The organism is Ochrobactrum sp. BTU2, from assembly GCF_024539785.1.
Classification (GTDB): domain Bacteria; phylum Pseudomonadota; class Alphaproteobacteria; order Rhizobiales; family Rhizobiaceae; genus Brucella; species Brucella anthropi.
On sequence record NZ_JAHWRG010000003.1, the window covers coordinates 284,730 to 309,223 of the forward strand.

Genomic DNA, 24,494 nt, shown 5'->3' on the forward strand with positions numbered 1-24,494 from the left:
TTCCTCATGGGACAATTGCCCGCAATTTCTATTGAGTGAAACAAAATGTTTGAATAAACGAGCTGGAGCGAACCGCAAATAGCTGTTCAATACTTATTCTTCGTTTCCCAAGAGATTCTTGATGTCGGTTTATCAACTCAAGTCGCGTTTCCAGAATTTACTGAGACCTCTTGTCGTGCGACTTGCTGCAGGCGGTGTAACGGCCAATCAGGTTACAGTCGCTGCCGCGCTCGTCTCGATCATACTTGGCGCTTTTCTGGCGTGGAGCGGTAACGCGGCATGGTTTGCACTCGTCCCGATCTGGCTTTTCCTGCGGATGGCGCTGAACGCCGTCGACGGAATGCTGGCGCGCGAACATGGGCAGAAATCGACGCTGGGTGCCTATCTCAACGAGATTGGAGACGTTGTTTCCGATGCTGCCCTTTATGCGCCCTTCGCGATCATCGCGCCGTTCACCGACCCATGGATATTCGCGATTATCTTTCTGGCCACCCTTACGGAATTTGCAGGCGTTGCCGGTGCGTCCGTGGGTGCGAACCGCCGCTATGACGGCCCGATGGGCAAAAGCGACCGCGCTGTGGTCTTTGGCGTGCTCGGTGCGTGGATTGCCATTGACGGCATTCTGCCACAATGGATTTTCTGGCTGCAGCCGCTCCTATGCCTGCTTCTGGTCGCGACTACGGTCAAGCGCATCGCAAACGGCATAAGCGAGACAAAGAGCGGGTAAAACGGCTTTCCGGTACTGGTATTGACGCAATTGGGGCCTATGTTGGTCCATTCAATTCCAGCTCAATCGGAGGCCATGCCAATGAAGAAAGCTAAGACTGCTTTTCTGTTTGCGGGCATATTCGCATTTTCATCCGCGCTCAGCCCGGCGCTGGCTGCCAGTAATGGCAGTTCGAAACAAAGGGCGAAGGAAGTCACCGCTGTCGTCAACGCCGTCGCGCAGAAAATGCCCGACCAGCCGATCAATACGGTGATGTATATCCGCTCCAATAATTTCGAGGTTCTCGCAGGCGACTGCACCGTGCGCGCGCATATCGTCTCGTCGGGTCACAAGGCGAAAAGCACTTCTCCCGACAAGATCAAGGTCCGGCTCAACAAGCGGCGGTGCGCGCGCTAGAGCATTTCCAGCAAAAGTGCGAAGCGGTTTTGCGTAGGATAATGCGGCAAACCAATTCGTTAGAACAGTCCTGCTATAACAGGACCGTTCTAACTCCCATTAAGCTGTGACTTTGCAACGGTCTTGACGACCCAGTCGGCAAAGACGCGGAGACGGTTGCTGAGGTGCCGGTTGGGCGGATAGACCAGATAGATCGGCATCGGTTCAATTTCCCACTCCTGCAGGACAGGGCGCAACGTGCCGTTGTCGATGTCGTCCTTCACCATGAACAAAGGCGCCTGCACCACGCCGAGACCTGCGCGAGCGGCAGCGAGATAGGTGGTCGATTCGTTCGCTGCCACCACATAGCGTCCGTTGACCTCGATTTCCTCCGTCCCTTTTTTGAAACGGAACGGCATCTGCTGGCCGGTCGATGGGCGGAAATAACCGACCACCGTGCAGTTCCTGCCGAGATCGGACGGGTGCAGCGGCGTGGAACAACGGTCGAGATATTCGGCGGAAGCACAGGCGATGAAATGCATGTCGCCGATGCGCCGCGCAATCAGCGACTGGTCGGCCAGCTCGCCAATGCGGATGGCGCAATCGACGTTCTCCGCCACATAATCGACAGGCCGGTCCGATACGCCAAGATCGATCTGGATATCGGGATAACGCTGATGAAACTCGATCAGCGCCGGAATGATGATGAGATTGGCGACCGCGCTCGCCATTTCCACGCGCAGGCGACCTTTGGGCAAGGTCTGGGCGCTCGACAGGCTGCCGTCAAGTTCCGCAAGATCGGCCAGCAATCGTGCAGCGCGCTCATAGTAAAGTGCGCCATCCGGTGTTACGAGAACACGGCGGGTCGTACGATTGAGGAGTTTTGTACGAAGATGGGCTTCCAATCCCTGGATAAGATTGCTGATCGTTGCCTTGGGCATATTGAGCGAGGCGGAAGCGCGCGTGAAGTTCCCGGTTTCAACAACCCGGAGAAAAGCGCGCATGGCCGAGAGCTGGTCCATTATCAAAAAGCCGTCATTGTTCGAGATTCTGGACAGTGTAACCAATTATAGGGGACTATTCCAGCCTATAGACAATGCTAATATCTAACCATGGCGGTTTGCCGCTATACATGAAGGCCAAGAAAGATGTGCGAGAAGTTTACGGTTGAGACGTTGCAGGTTCATGGGCAGCTTCACGGGCAAGCACATGGGCAGACAGGCAACTCCACCTGCACGGCGCGCATTTATAAGGGCGCCAAATTGCTCTCTCCTCCGCCTGTGGTGTTGCACCTTCACGGCGGTGCTTTCTCGGTCAACTGCCTTGGTGACTGCGAGCGCGTTGCCGAAACACTTGCCGAGGCAGGTGCGGTGGTCGTATCGCCAGAATATTCGTCGGCCTGCCTCAACCCGTTCCCGGCGGCGCTTGAGATAGCCTACTCCATTTTGTCTTCGATGCGCGCGCGTTGCCCTGAATTAGCGCACAAGAAGTCGATGCTGTTCGTCGCCGGTGAAGAGGCGGGCGGCAATATTGCTGCCGGCGTAGCCCTCATGGCGCGCGATCAATATCTGACCGAGCTCAAGGGTCAGATACTGCTTTCGCCCATGCTCGACCCCTGCCTCGCCACGGCGTCTTTCCGCAAGTATTGCCCGGAAAGCGCCGTCCAGACGATGTCGGATGGCTGGCAGCATTATCTGGGCGAGTGTGCGGGTTTCACCCACCCCTACGCCGCGCCTGCCCTGTGTACGCGTCTTGCTGGTCTGGCACCCACCTTGCTTGTCACCAGCGCCCAGTGCCCGATGCGAGATGAAACGCAGGCCTATGCCGAGCGTCTCCGTCAGGCGGGCGTGAAGGTTCAGTCTCATGTCCTGCCCGGAAAAGCTGGCTGGATACCCGAAAACAAGGTGGCGAGCACCGACTGGTCGCCACAGGAACATAAACTTATCGACCTGTTTTCCGATTTCTTCCGGCAGGCAGGAGCAAAGCCAATCGCAGCATAAAGCATGTCTCCCAAAAGTGGGAACCGGTTTTGGGATAAAGACATGCTTGAAATAACCAGTTTTAAAGTCCTCCCAAGCTTTGATCTGGTGCTCACATTGAAGCCGGCCCCCACCGGTTAGAGCGAAGCTCTAACCTCCTTTATTGAAAGCATAATCTGACCGATCCTCGTTCCACTCCGGTCGGATTATGCTCCAGGAGATACAACAATGACATCGATCACAGCCCGCCGGGCCCTATGGGGCGCCGGCCTGAGTATCCTATTGTCTGCAGCCGGCGGCGGCGCCATTCTCTTTGGCGCGCCTCACCTCAAGGCCGATGCTGCAACCGATATTTCCGCTCCACCGCCCGCCGTGCCGGTTTCGGTCGCCAAGGCAGAATCGCGACGCATCGTAAGCTGGGAAGAGTTTTCCGGCCGTCTGGAAGCGATTGACCGGGTAGAAATTCGGCCGCGTGTCGGCGGCGCCATCCTGAAAGCCCATTTCCGCGAAGGCGCTCTGGTGAAACAGGGGGACCTGCTCGTCACCATCGATCCCGAGCCCTACGCGGCAGCGGTCGAAAAGGCAAAAGCGCAGGTTTCCGCTGAAGAAGCCCGCGTCGCACTGGCCAAGACCGAACTGGAACGTGGGCGCCAGCTCGTGACCACCCGTACGATCGCCCAAAGCGGCCTCGACCAGCGCTCCAGCGCCTATGACGAGACGCAGGCTACCTTACGTTCCGCCAAGGCTGCCCTGCGTTCAGCCGAGCTCGATCTTCAATACACCGAAGTACGCGCACCGATTTCCGGTCGCGTCGGGCGACTGGAAGTCACGGCAGGCAATCTCGTTGCGGCAAGTTCCGCCTCGCCGGTCCTGACCACGCTTGTTTCGGTCGATCCGATCTATGCAAGCTTCAGCGCCAATGAGGAAGTCGTTACCAAGGCGCTTGCCAAGCTTGCAGCCTCGCCTGGCGGAAGCGCCATCGAGCGCATCCCTGTCCAGATCGGCACTGCTTCCGATGAAGGCACCCCGATTTCCGGCCATATCCAGCTGATCAACAATGAAGTCGATGCCACAACCGGCACAATTCGGGTTCGTGCGGCAATCGACAATCCGGACGGAAGGCTCATTCCGGGCCAGTTTGTCCGCATTCGTTTCGGTGAGCCGGAACCGGATGAAAAACTGGTGGTGAGCGACCGGGCGATTTCTTCCGATCAGGACAAGAAGTTCGTTTTCGTGGTCGGCACGGATAACAAGGTTGAATACCGGCAGGTGGTTCTCGGTCGCAATTATGACGGCCTGCGCATTATCGAAAGCGGGTTGAAGCCCGGCGAGAATATCGTCGTGAACGGCCTGCAGCGCATTCGTCCGGGCGTGGTCGTCGTACCGCAACCGGTAACCGAAACACTTGCCCAGAACTAGAGCTGTTCCAGTTTGAACGGAATCGTGGAACCGCTCTATCTCTTTGCTTTTACGCATTTACCTCACGCAAAACCGCTTCGCACTTTTGCTGGAAATGCTCATTGAAACAGTGCGCGCCTGAAGCGCGCATAAACGCAAGCACTCAGCCTAAACAACCCGCGAGAACACTTGTTCCCGCGGGCCGGGAGAGTCTTTGCCTTCCCGCTTAAGGGGGATAAACAGATGAACTTTTCACGCTTTTTCGTCGACCGCCCGGTCTTCGCTGGCGTTCTGTCGGTCCTGATCTTCGTTGCCGGTCTGATCGGCATGACAGGTCTGCCGATCTCGGAATATCCGGAAGTCGTGCCGCCACAAATCGTAGTTCGCGCGCAATATCCGGGCGCCAACCCAGCCGTTATTTCCGAAACCGTCGCCACGCCGCTTGAAGAACAGATCAACGGCGTCGAAGGCATGCTTTATATGCAGAGCCAGGCGACCGCCGACGGCGTCATGACGCTGACCGTCACATTTGCGCTCGGCACCGATCCCGATCAGGCCCAGCAGTTGGTGCAGAACCGTATTTCGCAGGCCGAACCGCGCCTGCCGGAAGAAGTGCGCACCCTTGGCGTCACAACTGCCAAAAGCTCGCCCGACCTGACGCTGGTGGTTCACCTCATCTCGCCCGATGGCCGGTATGACGTGAACTATCTGCGCAACTATGCCGTTCTGAACGTCAAGGATCGTATCGCCCGTATTCCGGGCGTCGGTCAGGTGCAGATATTCGGCGGCGGTGATTATTCGATGCGCGTCTGGATTGACCCGCAGAAGGCAGCCGAACGCGGACTTTCTGCAAGCGATATCGCCACTGCCATCCGCCAGCAGAACGTTCAGGCTGCTGCCGGTGTCATCGGCGCATCGCCGTCCGTTTCGGGCCTCGACCTTCAGCTATCCGTCAATGCGCAAGGCCGTCTCCAGTCACCGGAAGAGTTCGCGAACATCGTCGTGAAATCGGGCAGCGAAGGTGAAATCACCCGGCTGGGCGATGTTGCGCGTGTCGAAATGGGCGCCGCTGATTATTCCCTGCGCTCGCTGCTCGACAACAAGTCGGCTGTCGGCATGGGGGTGTTTCAGGCACCCGGCTCCAATGCGCTTGAAATTTCCGAAAACGTCCATGCCGCCATGGCCGACCTGAAGAAAACCATGCCGGAAGGTGTGGATTTCGACATCGTCTATGACACGACGGCGTTTGTGAAAGCCTCTATCGAGTCTGTCATTCACACCCTGCTCGAAGCCATTGTTCTCGTGGTGATCGTCGTCATCATGTTCCTGCAGACATGGCGCGCCTCCATCATTCCACTGGTTGCCGTTCCCGTCTCCATCGTCGGCACGTTCGCGGTCATGTATGTGTTCGGCTTCTCCATCAATGCGCTCAGCCTCTTCGGCCTCGTGCTTGCCATCGGCATCGTGGTCGATGACGCCATCGTGGTGGTGGAAAATGTCGAGCGTAACATCGAACAGGGACTGTCGCCGGTCGAGGCAACCTATCGCGCCATGCAGGAAGTGTCCGGGCCGATCATCGCCATCGCGCTGGTGCTGGTTGCGGTCTTCGTGCCGCTTGCCTTCATCACCGGTCTGACCGGTCAGTTCTACCGCCAGTTCGCTCTCACCATCGCGATCTCGACGGTGATCTCCGCCTTCAACTCGCTGACGCTTTCGCCTGCTCTGGCAGCTCTGCTGCTGCGCGGCCACGATGCGCCGAAGGATCGTCTGACGCGGATCATGGACAAGCTGTTCGGCTGGTTCTTCCGTGGCTTCAACCGTTTCTTTGGTGCAAGTTCAAACGCCTATGGACGCGGCGTTGGCAGCATTCTCTCGCGCAAGTCGCTGGTGATGGGCCTCTATGTCGTGCTGCTCGGCGTCACCTTCGTGCTGTTCCGTGCAGTGCCCGGCGGCTTCGTTCCGGCGCAGGACAAGCAATATCTGATCGGCTTCGCGCAATTGCCGGATGCGGCAACGCTCGACCGCTCGGAAGACGTGATCCGCCGCATGAGCGACATTGCCCTCAAGCATCCGGGTGTGGCCAATGCCATCGCCTTCCCCGGCCTGTCGATCAATGGTTTCACCAACTCATCGAACTCCGGCATCGTTTTCGTGACGCTGAAGCCGTTCGAGGAGCGTAAATCGCCGGAACTTTCGGCCAATGCAATCACGGGAGAACTGAACCAGCAGTTCGGCGCCATTCAGGATGCTTTCATCGCCATGTTCCCGCCACCGCCCGTTCAGGGTCTCGGGACGACAGGCGGCTTCAAGCTCCAGCTTGAGGATCGCAACGGGCTTGGCTTCAAGGCGCTGGACGATGCGACCAAGGCGTTTCTTGCCAAGGCCTATCAGACACCCGAGCTGGCTGGTCTCTATTCGAGCTACCAGATCAATGTGCCGCAGCTTTATGCCGATCTCGACCGCACGAAGGCGCGTCAGCTGGGCGTGGCGGTGACCGATGTGTTCGAAACCCTGCAGATTTATCTGGGTTCGCTCTATGTCAACGACTTCAATGCCTTTGGACGTACCTATAGCGTGCGCATTCAGGCCGATGCGAATTATCGCAGCCATGCCGAAGATATCGGCAAGCTGAAAGTGCGTTCGCAGTCGGGCGAGATGATCCCGCTGTCGGCCCTCCTGAAAGTCGAGCAGACCGTGGGTGCGGAACGCGCCATCCGTTATAACGGCTTCCTTTCTGCCGATATCAACGGTAACCCGGCTCCCGGATTCTCGTCCGGTCAGGCACAGGCTGCCATCGAACGGATCGCGGAAGAAACCCTGCCTCCGGGCATCGCTTACGAGTGGACCGATCTGACCTACCAGCAAATTCTCGCCGGTAACTCAGGCTTCCTCGTCTTCCCGCTGGCGCTGCTGCTCGTCTATCTGGTTCTGGCTGCGCAATATGAAAGCCTTGCCCTGCCGCTGTCGATCATCATGATCGTGCCGATGGGGATCATGGCCGCACTCACCGGTGTCTGGCTGACAGGAGGTGACAACAACGTCTTCACCCAGATCGGCTTGATAGTCCTTGTGGGGCTATCGGCGAAGAACGCAATCCTGATCGTGGAATTCGCCCGCGAGCTGGAGCTGTCCGGACGAAGCGTCGTGCAGGCGGCGGTCGAGGCAAGCCGGTTGCGTCTGCGCCCGATCCTGATGACCTCAATGGCCTTCATCATGGGCGTGGTGCCTCTGGTGATGTCGACAGGTGCCGGCGCGGAAATGCGCTCAGCGATGGGTGTCGCAGTCTTTGCAGGCATGATCGGCGTGACGGCCTTCGGCATCTTCATGACGCCGGTGTTCTATGTGCTGATCCGCAAGCTCTCCGGCGAACGCCCGTTGAAACATGCAGGCGCCAAGATCGAAGCCCCGCATCTGGCGCCGGGGGAATAACCCCGGCTTCACCTCAAGACCTGATCAGAAGGGCCGGAGCAATCCGGCCCTTTTCATGTAGTTAGCGGATTTATTTTCTTCGCGTCGCGATATCGCCCGAATCTGTTTCTTAAGAGGGAGCTTGTTCGATGCATGAAGGAGAAGATTGTTGCAAAAGTCCGGTTTGCTTGCCCTCGCCCTTGTTGTCACTGCGCTAACAGCGTGTTCCGAAACAACGCCCGGCCCGTCGGCAAGTGCCGCTCCTGCAAAACCGCCTGTCGATCCGACACCCATCACCGGCAACTGGTGCAGCTCCGATGGCCAGCGGTTCTCCATTTCCGGCGAGCGTTTTGACAGCCGCGACAGCCAGTGCTCCGTAACACGGATAAACAATTACGAAGGCACCTTTACCGTCGCCATGTCCTGCACCGCCAACGGTCAACAGTCGAACGAAAACATCACTATTTCACCTGTCGGCCAGTCGCTGCATATCTCGTTCCTGTCCATGGGTGGCAAGCGGGCAGTGGTGAGCCGCTGCGCCTCCTGACCGCCCCCTAAATCACATTAAGGCATAACCATGATTTGGCGCGATTTTCGCGCCAGATGCGTTTTTACGAGCAGAAGCATTGCGTTTTCCCGACGGAAATTACGGCGAACGCCCGACTAAATCATGACCAAAATATGGCCAATGATGTTCCGGGACAATGTGATGCGACAGGGCGATCCCGCTCTGCTAAACTTGCCGTTGCAATGCCACACCCAAACTGAAGGGAGACAGACATGAAAGTCGTATTCGTGACTACAGCTGTCCTCGCTCTGTCGGTTACAGCTGCGATGGCAGACTGCACTTATCATAATGCTCAATCCTCCACGAAGATGGAGAAGCCTCAGACAACTGCAAGCATTCAGACAACGGCACCGGAACAGAAATAGCTGCCGGAATGTTTGAAGCTGAACTGCCATATCTTCATTTGTGACGATCGTTGCCATAAGCAACCATCGTCACAAATTTTTTATAGAAGCATTTCCAGCAAAAGTGCGAAGCGGTTTTGCGCAGGATAATGCGTAAAAATAAATAGATAGAGCAGTTCCATGATTCTGTTTAATTGGAACCGCTTTAGAACTTCACGTTGAACGAAGCGTTGAAGCCATTCCGCACCGCTCCATCACCGAATTGCCCCTTGTAACCGGCAGCAAGTGAAGCATCTTCACTGAACTGGAAGTTCAGACCAGCCTCGATCAGGGCTGCGTCTTCGGCAACCGGCACGCCTGCCACGCTGAAGGGTTCCGAACCGGCGAAGGCATGACGGGCAACGGGTGTGATGTCACCCGCCGCATGTTGCCAGCCAAGCGTTGCGTGCAATGTCGAGGCTAAACCGCCAAGCGTCAGATCGGTCGCGGCTCTGAGCCCCAGCGTCGTATAGGTGACGTCGCTATTGTCGCTGTCGCTGTGAAGGCCAGCGACGCCATCCCCATCATAACCGTCAGTATGAAGCCGCACATAGGCCAGATTGGCAAAAGGCTCGAAGCTCGCGCGACCGGCCTGCATCTTGTATCCGGCCTCGCCGAACAATTGCAGCGCCTGTGCATCATACGAAGTTTCTTCCACCGCTTTGAAGCCGGCAAAGGAAATCGAGCGCCCGGTGTCGATATTGTACCAGCTATGGGTCGCGCCGAAACGAAGCCCTATATCGCCTGCGCCAACCTTTTCGATCACAGTTCCGGCGTAGGCACCCAGCGTATAGGAGTCTACATCGGCGCTTGAAAAGCGGTCATCCGCATCAAAGGAAGAATTGCCATAGCCTGCCATCAGACCGGTACGCCAGCTGCCGACCGGAATGTCGGTACCGATGAAAACACCGCCTGTAGAACCGGAAAGCTTGGCAGCATTGCCGTCGCCATCATTGGAGCCCCAAGCGCCATAACCTTGCAGCCAGAAGGCCGTTTCGGCGGTATTGGCACAAGCTTGACCGTAGGCTCCGGCGCTGCCTTTGCCGGTCCACACCGGATTGCCCGCCTTGCAATTTGCATCGAACGCAGCGCGCAAACGGTCGCCGATGGCGTCACGTGCAAACCGGCTTTCATCAATCAGAGCGCCTTTGACGCTGGCATGGATTTCGCCCGACAAGGCGTCGAAACCTGCTCGCGCTTCGGCAGCACTCAAGCTGACGAGCGCATTGTAAACCTCGCCACGGCCCAGCCTGTCGGCAGCGCCCGCCACCGCTTTTTGATTACGCGTTTCACCGACGCTGGCAAAGCTTGTGTCGTTGCGGTTGAGACGGAGATCGATTGTCGTCGCGCCATAAGTCAGGCTTGGCGTCAGGAATGCCAGATTGCTGTCGATGTTCGCAAAGGTCCCGCTGATGCCACCCGCCGAAGTCAGGATCGTATAGTTGGTCTGCGGTGACCAACTGCCATTTTCGCCAATGATCGAAAGACCACCCGCAAGCTGCGCAGAACCGCCGACCACGAGCTTGCCGGCCTCTCCCGCAGGCGTGGTGTCGATCTGCAGGACGCTGTTTGCCGTCTGCACCAGATTGCCATTGATGGTCAGCGTTCCGACGGAACCGCCCGGACGCAAGATGCCCTGATTGGTCACCGACCCGAGAATGACGCCGTGACCTCGCAAGGTGCCGCCTGTCCCGATGGTGACATCGCCACCCAGAACCGCAGCGGAAGGGTCGGCATCGCCGACCTTGAGCATACCGTTTTCGACGACTGTGGAACCGGCAAAACCCGCACCGTTGCCGTTGAAAACCAGCATGCCCGAACCCTGTTTCACAAGGCTTCCGCTACCGGAAAGGCTACCTGTGAAAATGCCATCGCTCTGCTGATCGAAGACAAGCTGCGCATTGTTGGTGATATTGCCCTGCAGGCTTGCCGTATCGCCCAGCAAGGTGCCGCCGCTGACAAGCGTGCCGCCGCTGTAGCTGTTGGCACCCGAAAGGACCAATTTGCCACCGCCCGATTTGACAAATGTGCCAGTGCCGGACAGATCGCCTGCAAATGCGCCGTCGCTCTGCTGGTCGAAGACGAGCCGCGCATTGTTGATGATATTGCCCTGCAGGCTTTCCGTGTCACCCTGCAAGGTGCCGCCGTTGACAAGCGTGCCGCCGCTATAGCTGTTTGCGCCTGACAGCACCAAGGTGCCGTCGCCGGATTTGACCAGAGCGCCGCTGCCCGAGAGAGCCTGCGACACCGTAAAGCGTGCCTCAGCGTCGGCAATGTCAAAGCCACCGCCATTGCCAGTCATGGTCACGCTGCGGGCTGTTTGCGAGAACCCTGTTCCCGTAATCCGCAGCGTACCGCCATCAAGAATGAGACCGCCGTTGATAAAGCTCATATTGCTGTCGTTCGATACAGAAAGTGTGCCGGCGCTGATCCGTGTACCGCCGCTATAGAGATTGCTGGCATTGAGAACGAGCGTCCCCGCGCCGGTCTTGGTGATACCGTCTATACCAGCGATAACGGTGTCGATGGTTGCAGTCCAGTTTGCGCTTGCGGCCGAACCGTCACCCACGCGAATTTCAGGCATTGTCGCGTTCTGGCTCTGAAGGATCAGAATATCGCCGTCTAGCCGATAGCCGTCGCTGGCAAACTGCATTCCAAGCGCGCCAACCGTCCCGGCGTTGTCATCAACCGTGACGGTGCCCGACGCTCCACCGAATATTGCAAAACCCGGTTGCGGAGTCATAGGCCCCGTAAAACTGCCCTGACTATCCGTCCAGTTCGCGTTGGCAACGGACCACGTACCAGAGCCGCCGCCCATCTGGGAGGGACCTGCCAGGCCGTTTGCATTCCAGAAATTGAGTTCGACCCCGGGAGTCATGTTGACCAGATTGATCTGCTTGGTACCGGTGAGAATTTGGATAGCACTTCCCGCAGGCGGAAAGAACCCCCCGCCATTGAAACTGAGAGCCCCACCATAGCTGAACAGATTGTATAGACCCGGCCCCATGCCACCGCCGTTGATGACATTGAGGACAGAAGCGTTTACGGTCAGATCGCCTCGGACACTGACACTGTCACTCTGACCGAAAGTCGCGAAATTTATACCCGGCGCGCCAAACTCGAAATCAAGCTGGCTCCCCTGCCCAACCGTAAGATTGCCGTCGACCGTCAGTGTTCCGATGCTGGCGCCAGGGCTTAAATGACTGCCCGAGGCGAGGGTCAAATCACCACCAATGCGACCATGCCCGCCAATTGTCGCGCCTGCACCAACCGTAACATTGCCCGCAATCGATGCGCTCGTGCCTCTTGTATCTCCGATAATGAGACTGCCAGCCATGACACTGGTAAGTCCGGCATGGATGCTGATACCGTTGAAAACCTGCCGTCCGCTGCCTTGCTTGACAATGCTGCCCGCACCGCTGATCGCCCCGGCGAAGGTCCGGCTGGTCGCATCGCCGAAGCTCAGCGTGCCGGGACCAAGTGTTACGCGCGTTCCAGCAACACCGCTCAATGCGCCGATGGTTTGGCTGCCTGCTGCACTGATGTCGAAATCAGCGCCTGCCGCGCCGAGATTTACAAAGCCACCAGTCGCGAGCGCCCCACCGGCACCGAGCGCCAGCGTGCCTGCATTGATTGTCGTGCCGCCGGTATAGGTGTTTGTGCCGGTGAGCGTCTGCGTGCCAATACTCTGTTTGACAATTCCACCCGTACCGTTGATCGTCCCGGCAAAGGTCTGATTGGTCGCATCGCCGAAGATCAGTGTGTTGGGACCAAGTGTTACGCTTGTTTCAGCACCACCGCTCAATGCGCCAATAGTCTGGTTGCTGCCTGCCCCGCTGATATCGAAACCAGCGCCTGACGCACCGAGATTTACAGAACCTGCAGCCGCAAGCGCCCCGCCGGCACCGAGCGCCAGCGTGCCCGCATTGATTGTCGTGCCGCCTGTATAGGTGTTTGTGCCGGTGAGTGTCTGCCTGCCAATACCCTGTTTGACAATTCCACCCGTACCGTTGATCGTCCCGGCAAAGGTCTGATTGGTCGCATCGCCGAAGCTCAGTGTGTTGGGACCAAGTGTTACGCTTGTTCCAGCAACACCGCTCAATGCGCCGATAGTCTGATTGCCGCCTGCCCCGCTGATATCGAAACCAGCGCCTGACGCACCGAGATTTACAGAACCTGCAGCCGCAAGCGCCCCACCGGCACCAAGTGCCAGCGTGCCTGCATTGATTGTCGTGCCGCCGGTATAGGTGTTTGTGCCGGTGAGCGTCTGCGTACCCGACCCCGACTTCGCGATTGCGCCGGTGCCGCCAATTGTGCCGCCGAATGTGGTGTTTGCGGCACCACCGAATGTCAGGGAGTTCGCTCCCATAGCAATACTTGTTCCGGCCGCTCCGGTCAGTCCACCAATAGATTGTGACGAGACAGCCCCGCTGATATCCAGAGCCGCACCTGCACCTGCGAGGTTCATAGCGCCGGTGCTTGCGAGCGATCCATAAGCGCCAACCGCCAGTGTGCCCGCATTGATCGTTGTGCCGCCGGTATAGGTGTTGGAGCCGCTCAACGTTAGTGTGGCGGCGCCGTTCTTGGTCAATCCGCCGCCCCCTGAAATGACCCCGCCCAGGGTCAATCCATTGGAGCCGTTCACCGAAAGCGTCGCCCCACCAGCCACATCTATACGGTTTGCAAGACTGACAGAGGCGCTGTTGTCGAGCTGGGCATTCCCATTGACCGTAATGCCGCCGCTTCCCAATGCACTATTATTGCCGACGACGATACCACCAGCGGCAAAGTTTGTGCCCCCGCTGAAATCATTGGCGCCGGTGAGGATTTGTGTGCCGCTACCCTGCTTGACGATCCCACCCGTACCGCTGATCGTCCCGGCAAAGATTTGATTGGTGGCATTGCCGAATGTCAGTGTGTTGGGACCGAGCAAAACAGACGTACCGGAAACGCCGCTCAAGGATTCAATGGTCTGGTTTCCGCCTGCCGCACTAATGTCATAGGAACCCCCTGCGGTGTCGAGATCGACGCCTGCCCCCCGTGCGGTCGTTACGTAAAAACCCAGCGCCGCCGTCGTCATCAACAGCATGGATTTGTGACGCAACACGCCTGTCATGTGAATCCCCCCGGAAACCCGCCTGCGATGCATAGATTTTATTGAACAGCGCGAACGCGCTTTATCGCTTTTACATTGCGAATTGCTGAAACAAAAGAAGAAACCGCAATTTTTTGGTAGTAATATTGGATTTATTCGATAGCGCACCCCGATGTACTTGCAACCAATAGATGCAGCAGCGCACAACCGAGAATTCGCGAAGCATGACCAAAAAAACATTATGCGCTTCAGCGAAACGCCAAAAAAAAGCGCGCCCTCCAGATGAAGGACGCGAAAGAGGTGCAAGCTCGCTCTGATCGAGGAACCCGAACGGCAGGTTCACAAGGCTCGACCAGATGCCAGTCGGCCATTCTTCCCGGAAAGCAACAATGATTGCAGGATCGGTTTTTATTCGTAGCTCGAAACGCATCGCTCCGAGAGTAACCGTTATCGCCGCTTCCGCGCTATCCGGACTGGTTGGCTGCCTATCGACCCCGACTCCCCGCGGTCGATAAGCAGCCCCCGCCCAATTTTTGCGCCAGCCTCCTAAGCCCCAACAGGCCGGCGATCATTTAGTGAACGCTCTAGTAGCGAAAAACAATTCCCCTATTCAGGGGGATAGTTCACAAAGAAAAACCAACCATTTTATCCAAAACTGACGTGTAACCGCCGGTAGAGATTAAAAATTTTCGTGAATCAGTTTGATATTTATTTGGAATTGGACCAAAATTTTTTAGTGTTATGTGTGAATTGTCGCTTTTGAAGGGGAATTTCGCTCGGCAAACTCAAGAGAATCTTGAAATTGCGCGCGTCCTCCCGTTTAAGCTTGGATACATTCGCAATTTTTCGCTTCTGGAGATGCCTCACGTGTCATGTGCAAACTGGATGTTCGCTTTCCAGCGTCTTCTGGCGTTCAGGGCACTGATCGCGCTTTTCGCCATCTGCCAAGTCATCCATTTCACTGGCCCGGCTGATGCCGCACCACCCGCTGCGGCAACCATCACGCTGACTATTGTCGCCCCGAATGGAACGACGCGCGTGCTGAGCAGCGATGACTTCACGAAACTGCCGCAGAACTTCGACGGCGTATTGCTGCGCGATGTGCTGGCGACGGTGGGTGTCGACGGAACAGAAGCAGGCAGCCACTCGATTACGGTGCTTGCGCTCAACGATTACAGCATCAGCATTCCGCTGGAAGACGCCTATAAATACGACGTCCTTGTCGCGCACAAGATGAACGGCAGGGAGTTGAACCGGCGAGACAAGGGGCCATACTGGATCGTCTACCCGCGCGACCAGCATGAGGAACTGAACGATTCGCGCTATGATCACCGCTGGGCATGGCAGCTGAAGCAGATCGAGGTGAAATGAGATTAAAGCGGGGCTACATTCTTTCCGGCCTTGTCATGGTGGGGTTTGCGGCCCTGCTCGCTTATGCTTTCATTCAGCTTCTCGTCATCCAGAAATCGCTCGCTACCTATGTCGGCGAAAACATGGTCTGGGCCATCACTCAGACCGAGCGTGACGCCGGGCGTCTCGGCGAAACCGCACTGACCCTGCCAAGCGGCAACACCAACACCGCCGATCTCTCACTCCGTCTCGACGTTCTCTACAGCCGTTTTGCGCTGCTGGCCGATGCCCCGCAGAAGAAATATTTCGCCCGCATTCCTGGCGGCGCCCAAACCATCCAGCGCAATGCCGACCGGCTTCCCGAGATAGAGGCGATGATCGATGCGGAGCCTGACAAATTCGATCCGATTGCCATCTATGAAGCGCTGGTTCCCATGCGCGAGGAACTGACCAAAGTTGCCAATGATGCGATGATACTGGAGCGTGACCGCGGCGGCGCACAGCGCGACCAGCAATTGCAGTCGATCTATCTGATCATGTTCGCGGTATTGGGCATCATGGCCACCGGCGCCATTCTGTCATGGCAGGTATTTTCCAACATGCGCAAGGCCGAGCGCGCCCACAAGGCGTTGCAGGAATACAAGCAGCAACTGGAACACACCGTCGCTGATCGCACAGCCGCCCTGCGCGAGGCACTGGAGAGTGAGCGCAAGGCCAAAGAACTCTACAAGAGTTTCATCACCACGGTGTCTCACCAGTTCCGCACACCCGTATCGATCATCGACATCATCGCCCAGCGTTTCATCCGTCGCGCCGACGAATTCACGCCCGAAATCATCGTCGACAAGGCAAAGCGGATGCGGAACGCCAGCCGCCGCCTGATCCTGCTTCTGGAGAGTACTGCCAATGCGGAACGTCTTGATGAGAACGGATTTCAGATCAACCGGCAACCAGTTGATTTCTCGGAACTGGTCCGCAATACCTGCGCCTATCATCAGGAATTGCATCCGGAGCTGGAGCTGGTCACAAACATTCAGGACAGCGAGACCTTCTGTTATTGCGACGGCATTCTGGTCGAGCAGATTCTGGTCAACCTGCTTGGCAATGCCACCAAATATTCCCCTGCCGACAAGCCCATCGAGGTGACCACCGAAGAAGACGAAAACGGGTTCAGATGCATCGTTCGCGATTACGGTATCGGCATACCGGCAGAGGATACCGACCGCATATTCACGCGCTTTTTCCGCGCCAGCAATGCATCGCACATGGCAGGCACCGGCCTTGGTCTCAGCCTGTCGCGCGCTTTGGCCGAATTACACGGCGGAACGCTTGTCTTCACTTCGGTTGAAGGGCAAGGTACGGTGTTCATTCTGACCCTACCAAAGGTGGCCCCGCATGCGACTACCTGAAACCCTCTCCATGCCGACCGTCCTCTGCATCGAGGACGAAACCCATATTCTGGAAGAACTGATCGATGAACTGAGCACTTCGGGTTTCAACGCTATCGGCGCGGCCAATGCAGGCGAAGCGTTGCGCATGCTGGACACGACGACGCCCGACATCATCATCTGCGATATATTGATGCCCGGCACCAATGGCCTGCAGTTTCTGGAACAGATTCGCGGCGCCCGTTCTGACCTTGCGGGAACGCCATTCCTGTTTCTGACTGCGCTCGCTGACCGCAGCCACGAGCTGACCGGCAGGGAGGCCGGCGCTGACGATTATCTGACCAAGCCAATCGATTTCGACGTTCTCATCCTCACAATCCGCGCGAGGCTCAATCTGGTCGCTCGGGTGAAGGCCATATCCGCCCATCCGGCGGCAATGGAACTGGAAGGCGAGTTCATCCATCTTTCGCGCCGGGAAACCGAAGTGCTGAAGGAGATCGGGGACGGGCACAAAAATGGTGAAATCGCCCGCAAACTTGGACTATCGGAACATACAGTCAGCGACTATGTGAAGGCCATCTATCAAAAGCTGAGCGTCTCTTCTCGCGCCGAGGCAACCCGTGAAGCAATAAGGCGCGGTCTCGTCGACATGAGATAAGCGAGCAAGTTCAAACATATTTGTTTGGGGATGACCGGCAATGATCTCGACAATCAGAAACCCCCAAACTACGGTTTGCGCATGAAGCAACCGGTTCGACGACGCGCTGTCTTCTTCATTGGCGGCTATGACCCTAAAACGCCCAAGGCGTTTTTTGGTCGATTGAATAGAGAAATCAAAAGGTTCGAGACACTCTGGGGCGTTCGTTCCGATGTTTCGGATGTCAGCATCTCGCCTGATTGCGAAATCGGCTCCGTGTTGATCAAAACGGTTCCTGCCGACGACGATTGGGATACCGAAACCGACTTTAATTTTCTCGTTCTGGACAGAATAGTGCTGGCGGATTTCGACCGCCCCCTGCCTGTCAGGCTGGCCAAATATCTTGTCGCTTTCGGCGATTTCGTCGTAACCGGCACAGCCTTTCGTTTCTTTGCGAAAGCCTGGCGCTTCGGGCTCTATTTCCTCTACCCGTTTCTTGTGCTCGCTTTGTTTGCAGCAGCAGGCTATGCCGTAGCGCGATGGACTGTGCAATGGCTGGGCGCCGTCAGCTGGCTCCTCGGTCTGGTGGTTTTTTCCGCAGCGCTCGCCGTTCTCGGCAAGCGGTGGTCAACCAACCATCTGATGGACCTATGGTCGTTTTCGCTCAATTTCATTCGGGGGCGGCGGCAGGACGCTGAATCTCTGATGCAGCGCTTTGCAGCCGGTATCGTCGAGCGCATCACCGCAAAACATTACGACGAAGTCATTCTGATCGGCCACAGCACCGGCGGCATGCTGATGCTGGACGTTGCCGCGCGCTGCCTTGCCATCGATCCGGAGTTCAGCAGCCGCGCGCCCAAAGTGACGGTCCTCACGCTTGGTTCAACCGCGCTCAAGGCAGGCTATCACCCTGCAGGCGGACATTTTCGCGAAGGCGTGCAACGGCTCGTGGACGACGGCAAGATCGACTGGGTGGAAATCCAGTGCCTGACCGACGCGATCAACTTCTACAAGACCGATCCTGTGGCCGAGATGGGCCTGAAGCGCGAGCCGCAACGGCCCTTCCCTGTCACAAAGACCGTGCGGATGAAGGAAATGCTGCAGCCGGAAATCTACAAGCGTGTGAAGCGAAACCTTTTTCGCGTGCACTATCAATATGTATTCGGAAATACAAAACCCTATTGGTATGATTTCTTTCAGATTTGCTGTGGTCCGATCTCGCTTAGAGACCGGACGGATGACCGAATAATCGGTGCCCTGCCAAAGAAGGAAACTATTGCCGAATGACACCGACACTGGCCGCAATCGTCTGGGCTATTGGGCTTGTTGCCTGGGTCGTTATCCGCATTCCGCATCAGCGGCGCGCGCGCAAGATCAAGGTTGCGAACAATGCAAAAACGCTGGCCGATCGGCTGGCGCTGGGTGCGGCGAGCGTCGGCCTGTCGCTGATCCCGATTGTCTATGTCGCAACCGGCTTTCCCGCCTTTGCTGACTATGGTTTCCAGCCATGGCTGGCCTGGATCGGTCTGATTGTCGAGATCGCATTCCTCTGGCTTTTCTATGCAAGCCATCGCCAGTTGGGCAAAAACTGGTCTGTTTCGCTTGAAATCCGCCGCGAGCACAAGCTGGTGACGGACGGGCTTTACAAATATGTCCGTCATCCGATGTATCTGTCATTCTGGCTGTGGGCGATTGCCCAATTCTGCCTGCTGCCGAACTGGTTTGCCGGACTGGCTGGCCTTGTCGGCGTCGCTATCCTCTATTTCTATCGGATCGATCACGAGGAGGCCATGATGCGCGCGGCATTCGGCAATTCCTATGACGAATATGCAAGCCGGACAGGCCGTGTCATTCCAAAAATCAAGTTCTAGTGATTTGGCTGAAACGGATCGGCGCTCTAGATACCTGTTCCAGTATATCGCGTTCAAAGTCGTTTCATCGTTCTCGAACGTGCTCAAACGAGTAATCGAAGATGACTTCAAAGCCGAACAGTTTGCGTCCCAAATCCCTGACCCGTCGCGGCCTCCTGTTTGCCGGGGCTGTACTTGCGTTCTATGGTAGCGCGGCACAGGCGGCACCCAAAACGCCTTCCAGAAGCTCGCCGCAAGCCGATGTCTATCTTCTGCGCGGTTTCGGGGACGTCTTCTCCACCGGCATCGATGAGATCGGCAAGCAGTTGCAGGCCAACGGAGTGGATGCGCATGTCGAGGGGCATCAGGCCTGGCGTTTCGTGCTGAACCAGATCCTCGCCGACCAGCGAAAGAACCCACGCGCGCCCGTGGTGCTGATCGGCCATTCGCTCGGCGCCAATGCCGTCATTGATATTGCAACCGCGCTCGAAAAGAAGGGCATTCAGGTCACTTATATGGCCACCTTTGCCGCCACCGCGCCAGCCCCTTTGCCCGGTAATATAAGGCGTGTCGTGAACTTCTATTTCAAGCAGCACGGCTGGGGCATGCCGCTGGCTGCCGGTCCGCGTTTCAAGGGCAACCTCGACAATCGCGACTTCTCAGGCATGAAGGATATCGGCCATTTCAACATCGAGAAGCAGCGCCCGCTTCAGGACGAAGTGGTTCGCAATGTGCTGAGCATCGTACGCTCAAGATGACCTGAAAAGCCGATTGGCGGAAGAGAATGTCCTCCATTTCCCATAACCTATTGAAATAACGTGCATTTGTATTGAGAATTTTCTGTATTTTCCATAACTTTCGAAGCAAAGTTATGGCAACGAGAATCAGATATGGCCCGCAATAAGCTTTCGGAAACTCGGATCAAGGCGCTGACCAAGCCCGGCATTTATTCCGATGGGGATGGCCTGTATCTGCGCGTTCGTTCCGGTGGCAGTCGCCAATGGGTGTTCATACATAAACGCTACGGAACAAGAAGTGAAACCGGCCTCGGCGGCTATGGACAAGGAACCGCCCCCGTCTCTCTTGCGCTGGCGCGGGAGAAAGCCGACGAGATGCGTCAACGGCTTGCGCGCGGCGAACGACTTCACGACAGAAAGACGTTCGCGGAAGTCATGGATGATGTGCTTGATGTCAAATTGGCATCGTCTAAGAATAAGAAACATCAAGATCAGTGGGCGATGACACTGCGGACATATGCCGCCCCGCTGCACAACAAGGCGATAGCAGAGATAACACGTGATGACGTGCTAGAAGTCTTGAAGCCGATTTGGACAAAGATTCCAGAGACAGCCGACCGGACGCGCCAGCGTATCGCACTGGTGTTTGAACACGCAACTGCGCGAGGCCTATTTGTTGGAAATAACCCGGCAGCATGGCGCGGTGGTTTGAAGGAACTACTTCCCGCCCGAAAAAAGCTCACGAAAGGCCACCACGCTGCATTGGCATATAAGACCCTGCCAGCCGTCATTCAAAAGCTTCGGCAGTCATCCGCCGTATCAGCACGCGCCCTGGAATTTCTGGCCTTAACGGCGACACGTTCCAATGAAACCCGAAGTGCTGTCTGGGATGAAATCAATTTTGCGGAAAAGCTATGGACTGTGCCCGCAGAAAGAATGAAAGCAGCACGGCCACATGAGATTCCGCTATCAGATCGCGCGATTGAAATTCTTATGGTTCAAAAGCAACGCGCCACCGGCGATCTGATATTCGAGGGGGACAAACTCAACACACCAATCAGTGACACGGCGATGGTGAAGGTATTTCGTGCGGCAGGCGCAGGAGACGCCACATTGCATGGCCTACGATCCTCTTTTCGTGATTGGGCGGGCGATGAAACTGACTACCCACGCGATATTGCGGAGGCCGCTCTTGCGCATGTTTTGAAGGATAAGACCGAAGCAGCATATAGGCGCGGAACAGCGTTAGAGAAGCGTCGTGCGATGATGGAAGATTGGAGCCAATTTCTACGGTAAGAAAAACGATAACGTAATCTGGGTCGCCGCCACATCAATACCCACTTTCCTACCGACACGCCTCTATACAAGTGACACGATCTTATCTCTAATTTGCACAAAATGTGGGCAAAGGGCAACGATCGAACTATTAGCACACACCGCAGAACAAATTTTTCTACGGGTACCGATTCGCTTGTTTATATTTCCGTACGTTGTGAGAGGTGGCTCATTCAGGACCTGACTTTTTACCCGTCCAAATGCATCACATAAATTTTGTCCTGCAAGTGACTCAGGATCAGGGTGCATCTTTGCTGCGCCCACGATCCAAGTTTCACTCGATTCAACAATTGGAGCATATATATGTAATAGTTTCTGTGCGCAGGTTTGAGCATCATACAAAGAGATGGTTTTGAGTAGAACCTCTATTGCGCTGGCGCGATCAGCAGGCGTTGCACCTGCCGGGGGAACAAATCCACGCCCTCTCAGAAACTCTTCGAATGCAGTTTCACCGATAATATCAGTATCCAGCTGAAAAAGAAAAGCATCAACCTTCTCTGTATCATCACCTTCGAAGAGTGAATTTCCGCGTATATGGGCCGCTATGCGATGTTCAATTGTATTATTTATCAGCCAGAATAGCACTTGCGTCCAACCAGCTGGTAACGTGCTATCCTGAGCAGGCTGTATCGCAATAAACTCGACTGAATGACCCAGATTAGCAAGTTCTTCGGTTAAGAACGTGCCAATTGCTATGAAATCTGTCTGCCCCTCGCAAATTACCCCAATCTTCATTTTTAAAGATCGCCACCATTCAAGTTCGGAATTAATCCCTCTATCCATAATTGTGACAATGTTTTGCCCCCCTTCAATATCGCCCACTTCTCCCGGTCAACATTAGCTGGCGGGGCCAACCTTCGAGCGAGCGTCTGACCTTTCTTGTCTCGATAAGCCACGAACACCCGGACATCATCATCGAAAATATCGAATGCATCAATCGAAGTCGGATTATGGCTAGTTAAGAATACTTGCTTTGGTCCGAAGCTTAGCTCATCATTTCTCACAGTTTTTACAACACGTATAGTTTCTTCAAGAAGCTTTCTAGTTAATTTTGGATTCAGTGCATTATCTATATTGTCAACTGAAAAATACTTTGGTGAATTAATATGGCAAAGTAGAACCGTAATAAATAGCAGAAAAAGAGTTCCTTCGCTACTATCGTATGCGGTTAACGTACGCCTTTTCTCGTGCATAAAACGATCAACGAAATACAAAACTTCTTTTTGAGCATCTGCAATACCTTTCGACACTAATTTTGTATCGATACTCCCGACCTTGAATGCGTTCGTCCATCCGGGTAGAAAAACCAAGTTGATGATAGATTTTGAGAATTCCATCAACTTCTCTTTGCTATAAGATACCTGTTCAGAATCTTGAACAGCATGCCCATGCAGTTGGAATAGTATGTCCATAACAGCCTGAGACAGCCCTTCTCCGTGGAGCCCAACTGGAGGGTCATACATCGAACTGACTTTCACTCCTCTCAGGAAGTCCGTTTGTGGCGCAAAGATGCAATATCTAGAAAATTCATCGAGCTGCTCAATCATATCAGGGGAGAAGGCAAAACTTGCCTTTATCTGGTCCCACAGTCCGCGAAACTTTTCGGCGGCTCGTGGCAACTGGTTCCCGAAAACGCGATCACCATTCCCGCTTCGTCCAAACTGAGGAACTCCACCGAAACTACAGCTTTCTGAGTGGAACTTCAGATTAAAATCATTATCGCTAGCCGTAAGATTACACTTATATTGCACGTCATTATCAAACTCCGCCAGAAGTTCGATAGTCTTTGGAATATCCATGCCCTTATGCGCAGACTTAATTAACGCGGGTGGAGATTGTCTAATTCCTTTTCTGGCCAGATCTGTTTCGGAAATTCCGCGTCCACACGCTGCAGATGCCAACCCAATGGCTTCGAGAAAATTAGATTTTCCAGCGCCGTTACCACCGATAAAAATATTAACTAAACCAAACTCTAAAGATTGGTCTCGGATTGATTTAAATCTGGCAATTGTAAGTTTTTTCAGCATATACAACCTGTAGTAGCATGCAGTCAGAGTGCACTAAATTAGACTTGATCATTCTCGCGCTCCGTTAAAAGAAGCTCACAAATTTATATCAAGTGCAAATCCTTAGCATTTCCATCGCAGCAAATTTAAAGCGCTGCAATATCATAATGCCGATTATTTATTAATTTGTGAAACTTTCGGCGGAGACATGAGAAAGGTAAGTCATCAGATCCGCGTTTTGGCTGTTTTATATCCATTTTCCTGTCCGTAACACAGCACCAAAACAATCAGCCCCTGATTTGCTCCCACCGTATTGCAATTGGCATAAGTTGGCCCCTGTGGTTCATTACAGCCACGCTTGATTTCCTCATTTTTTCAAGCGCTGCACTCTGAATTGACATCCCCCTCCCTTGATTCAGAATGCCTCTCTATTCCTTATCCTGCGCCAACGCCGCCAGCCCTTGATCGAGCTGCTTGCCCGTCTCCGCCGCGACAGCCGAGATGCTATATGTCTGTTAGGAATATAGGATTCACTATAAATCACACCGATTTTCACAAGTTATAAAATAATCTTTACTTACCCCTATTAATTGTTATCGTGTCTGCACGCCGGGGGTAATTGTGTTTTATAACGTATTTCTAATATATCGGCATATCCCTTACTTGCGCCGCACTGTGAGTAAGGGATTTGGAGTTATACAACTTTTACTAGTCATATTTAATTCAACCTATCTTTGGTTGCCATCCTGCACTTATACCACTATGCAGGTTACGCGCTTTCCCCTCTCCCCCCGTGGAAAGCGCGGCCCCGGCAGGCTCCCTCCTATACACTTCTCCTTATGTCGGGGCGCTCCTATTCAAATGCACCCACTGAATAGTCATATGCGATGGGCTGCATAGGCCCCGGCGAATTCCGGCACCCTCATGCTCAGAACGCCGGGGCACTCTATTTCTCCGTCGCCAGCATCGACATAAGCCGGTCAAGCCGCTTGTTGCTATTCACCTTAGACCAGAACGCTTATCTTCAAATAAAAATGTCCCGTTGCCGATCGCAGGTTACGTGCTACTCGATATCTACATGTAGAGAACAAAAGATAAGCAGAATTTTCAATAATTTTTCCTAGGCGTTGTCCCAGAAAAAAGAAAACTGCCATTCGTGAAGGTATTGATACCGAGTTGGTATCGGCCTGCCGTATCTTCGATGTAGCAGTTTGCATTATATTGGAATGAATTTCCCGCGATCCAGAGCCCGTCACAA

At 55.1% G+C, this 24,494-nt stretch carries 18 protein-coding genes; 13 read left to right on the forward strand and 5 right to left on the reverse strand.

Going from position 1 to position 24,494, the window contains the following annotated elements:
- Positions 1-121 precede the first annotated feature (121 nt).
- Both KWJ32_RS10355 and KWJ32_RS10360 read left to right on the forward strand, forming a co-directional pair.
- Positions 122-727 (forward strand): CDP-alcohol phosphatidyltransferase family protein, encoded by a 606-nt coding sequence (locus KWJ32_RS10355; protein WP_151610191.1) that lies wholly within the window; start codon positions 122-124, stop codon positions 725-727.
- 81 nt (positions 728-808) lie between these two features.
- On the forward strand, positions 809-1,123 hold the full coding sequence (locus KWJ32_RS10360; RefSeq protein ID WP_040128478.1) for a hypothetical protein: 315 nt from the start codon (positions 809-811) through the stop codon (positions 1,121-1,123).
- Positions 1,124-1,212: 89 nt separating this feature from the next.
- Here the strand turns inward: KWJ32_RS10360 and KWJ32_RS10365 are convergent, their stop codons facing one another.
- Positions 1,213-2,124, reverse strand: a complete 912-nt coding sequence (locus KWJ32_RS10365; protein ID WP_011982628.1) for a LysR family transcriptional regulator — start codon at positions 2,122-2,124, stop codon at positions 1,213-1,215.
- Between the two features lie 126 nt (positions 2,125-2,250).
- On the opposite strand from KWJ32_RS10365, the gene KWJ32_RS10370 reads away from it, so the two are divergent.
- The 4 genes from KWJ32_RS10370 (at position 2,251) to KWJ32_RS10385 (ending at position 8,434) form a co-directional block, all read left to right on the forward strand.
- Positions 2,251-3,102, forward strand: coding sequence for an alpha/beta hydrolase (locus KWJ32_RS10370; RefSeq protein ID WP_151610190.1), 852 nt, complete (start codon positions 2,251-2,253; stop codon positions 3,100-3,102).
- A 207-nt stretch (positions 3,103-3,309) separates the two neighbouring features.
- Positions 3,310-4,500 carry an efflux RND transporter periplasmic adaptor subunit gene (locus tag KWJ32_RS10375; protein WP_011982626.1) on the forward strand — a complete coding sequence of 397 codons (1,191 nt, stop codon included), beginning with the start codon at positions 3,310-3,312 and terminating at the stop codon, positions 4,498-4,500.
- 222 nt (positions 4,501-4,722) lie between these two features.
- A complete protein-coding gene (locus tag KWJ32_RS10380; protein ID WP_125300806.1) occupies positions 4,723-7,908 on the forward strand; it encodes a multidrug efflux RND transporter permease subunit in 3,186 nt (1,061 codons plus the stop codon).
- Between the two features lie 148 nt (positions 7,909-8,056).
- Positions 8,057-8,434 (forward strand): hypothetical protein, encoded by a 378-nt coding sequence (locus tag KWJ32_RS10385; protein WP_125334756.1) that lies wholly within the window; start codon positions 8,057-8,059, stop codon positions 8,432-8,434.
- Between the two features lie 570 nt (positions 8,435-9,004).
- Here KWJ32_RS10385 and KWJ32_RS10390 read toward each other — a convergent pair.
- Together KWJ32_RS10390 and KWJ32_RS10395 are read right to left on the reverse strand one after the other, a co-directional pair.
- Positions 9,005-13,954 (reverse strand): autotransporter-associated beta strand repeat-containing protein, encoded by a 4,950-nt coding sequence (locus KWJ32_RS10390; RefSeq protein ID WP_192799847.1) that lies wholly within the window; start codon positions 13,952-13,954, stop codon positions 9,005-9,007.
- 70 nt (positions 13,955-14,024) lie between these two features.
- A complete protein-coding gene (locus tag KWJ32_RS10395; protein WP_192799846.1) occupies positions 14,025-14,363 on the reverse strand; it encodes a hypothetical protein in 339 nt (112 codons plus the stop codon).
- Positions 14,364-14,791: 428 nt separating this feature from the next.
- Between KWJ32_RS10395 and KWJ32_RS10400 the strand changes: the two genes are divergently transcribed.
- The 7 genes from KWJ32_RS10400 (at position 14,792) to KWJ32_RS10430 (ending at position 21,191) form a co-directional block, all read left to right on the forward strand.
- Complete coding sequence (locus tag KWJ32_RS10400) at positions 14,792-15,304, forward strand: molybdopterin-dependent oxidoreductase (RefSeq protein WP_256885973.1); 513 nt, start codon at positions 14,792-14,794, stop codon at positions 15,302-15,304.
- Positions 15,301-16,692 carry a HAMP domain-containing sensor histidine kinase gene (locus KWJ32_RS10405; RefSeq protein ID WP_011982622.1) on the forward strand — a complete coding sequence of 464 codons (1,392 nt, stop codon included), beginning with the start codon at positions 15,301-15,303 and terminating at the stop codon, positions 16,690-16,692. Before KWJ32_RS10400 ends, KWJ32_RS10405 begins: the two co-directional genes overlap by 4 nt.
- Positions 16,679-17,329 (forward strand): response regulator transcription factor, encoded by a 651-nt coding sequence (locus tag KWJ32_RS10410; RefSeq protein ID WP_011982621.1) that lies wholly within the window; start codon positions 16,679-16,681, stop codon positions 17,327-17,329. The genes KWJ32_RS10405 and KWJ32_RS10410 overlap by 14 nt, the downstream gene beginning before the upstream one ends.
- A gap of 81 nt (positions 17,330-17,410) precedes the next feature.
- Positions 17,411-18,595, forward strand: coding sequence for an alpha/beta fold hydrolase (locus tag KWJ32_RS10415; RefSeq protein WP_040128770.1), 1,185 nt, complete (start codon positions 17,411-17,413; stop codon positions 18,593-18,595).
- Positions 18,592-19,179 (forward strand): protein-S-isoprenylcysteine O-methyltransferase, encoded by a 588-nt coding sequence (locus KWJ32_RS10420; protein WP_011982619.1) that lies wholly within the window; start codon positions 18,592-18,594, stop codon positions 19,177-19,179. The genes KWJ32_RS10415 and KWJ32_RS10420 overlap by 4 nt, the downstream gene beginning before the upstream one ends.
- Positions 19,180-19,280: 101 nt before the next feature.
- On the forward strand, positions 19,281-19,916 hold the full coding sequence (locus KWJ32_RS10425) for a thioesterase domain-containing protein (RefSeq protein WP_011982618.1): 636 nt from the start codon (positions 19,281-19,283) through the stop codon (positions 19,914-19,916).
- A 132-nt stretch (positions 19,917-20,048) separates the two neighbouring features.
- On the forward strand, positions 20,049-21,191 hold the full coding sequence (locus KWJ32_RS10430) for a site-specific integrase (protein WP_151610187.1): 1,143 nt from the start codon (positions 20,049-20,051) through the stop codon (positions 21,189-21,191).
- Between the two features lie 63 nt (positions 21,192-21,254).
- On the opposite strand, the gene KWJ32_RS10435 is transcribed toward KWJ32_RS10430, so the two are convergent.
- Entirely contained in the window at positions 21,255-22,052 is a 798-nt protein-coding gene (locus KWJ32_RS10435) for a hypothetical protein (RefSeq protein WP_151610186.1), read from the reverse strand.
- Entirely contained in the window at positions 21,968-23,257 is a 1,290-nt protein-coding gene (locus tag KWJ32_RS10440) for an ATP-binding protein (RefSeq protein WP_151610185.1), read from the reverse strand. The genes KWJ32_RS10435 and KWJ32_RS10440 overlap by 85 nt, the downstream gene beginning before the upstream one ends.
- Positions 23,258-24,494 lie beyond the last annotated feature (1,237 nt).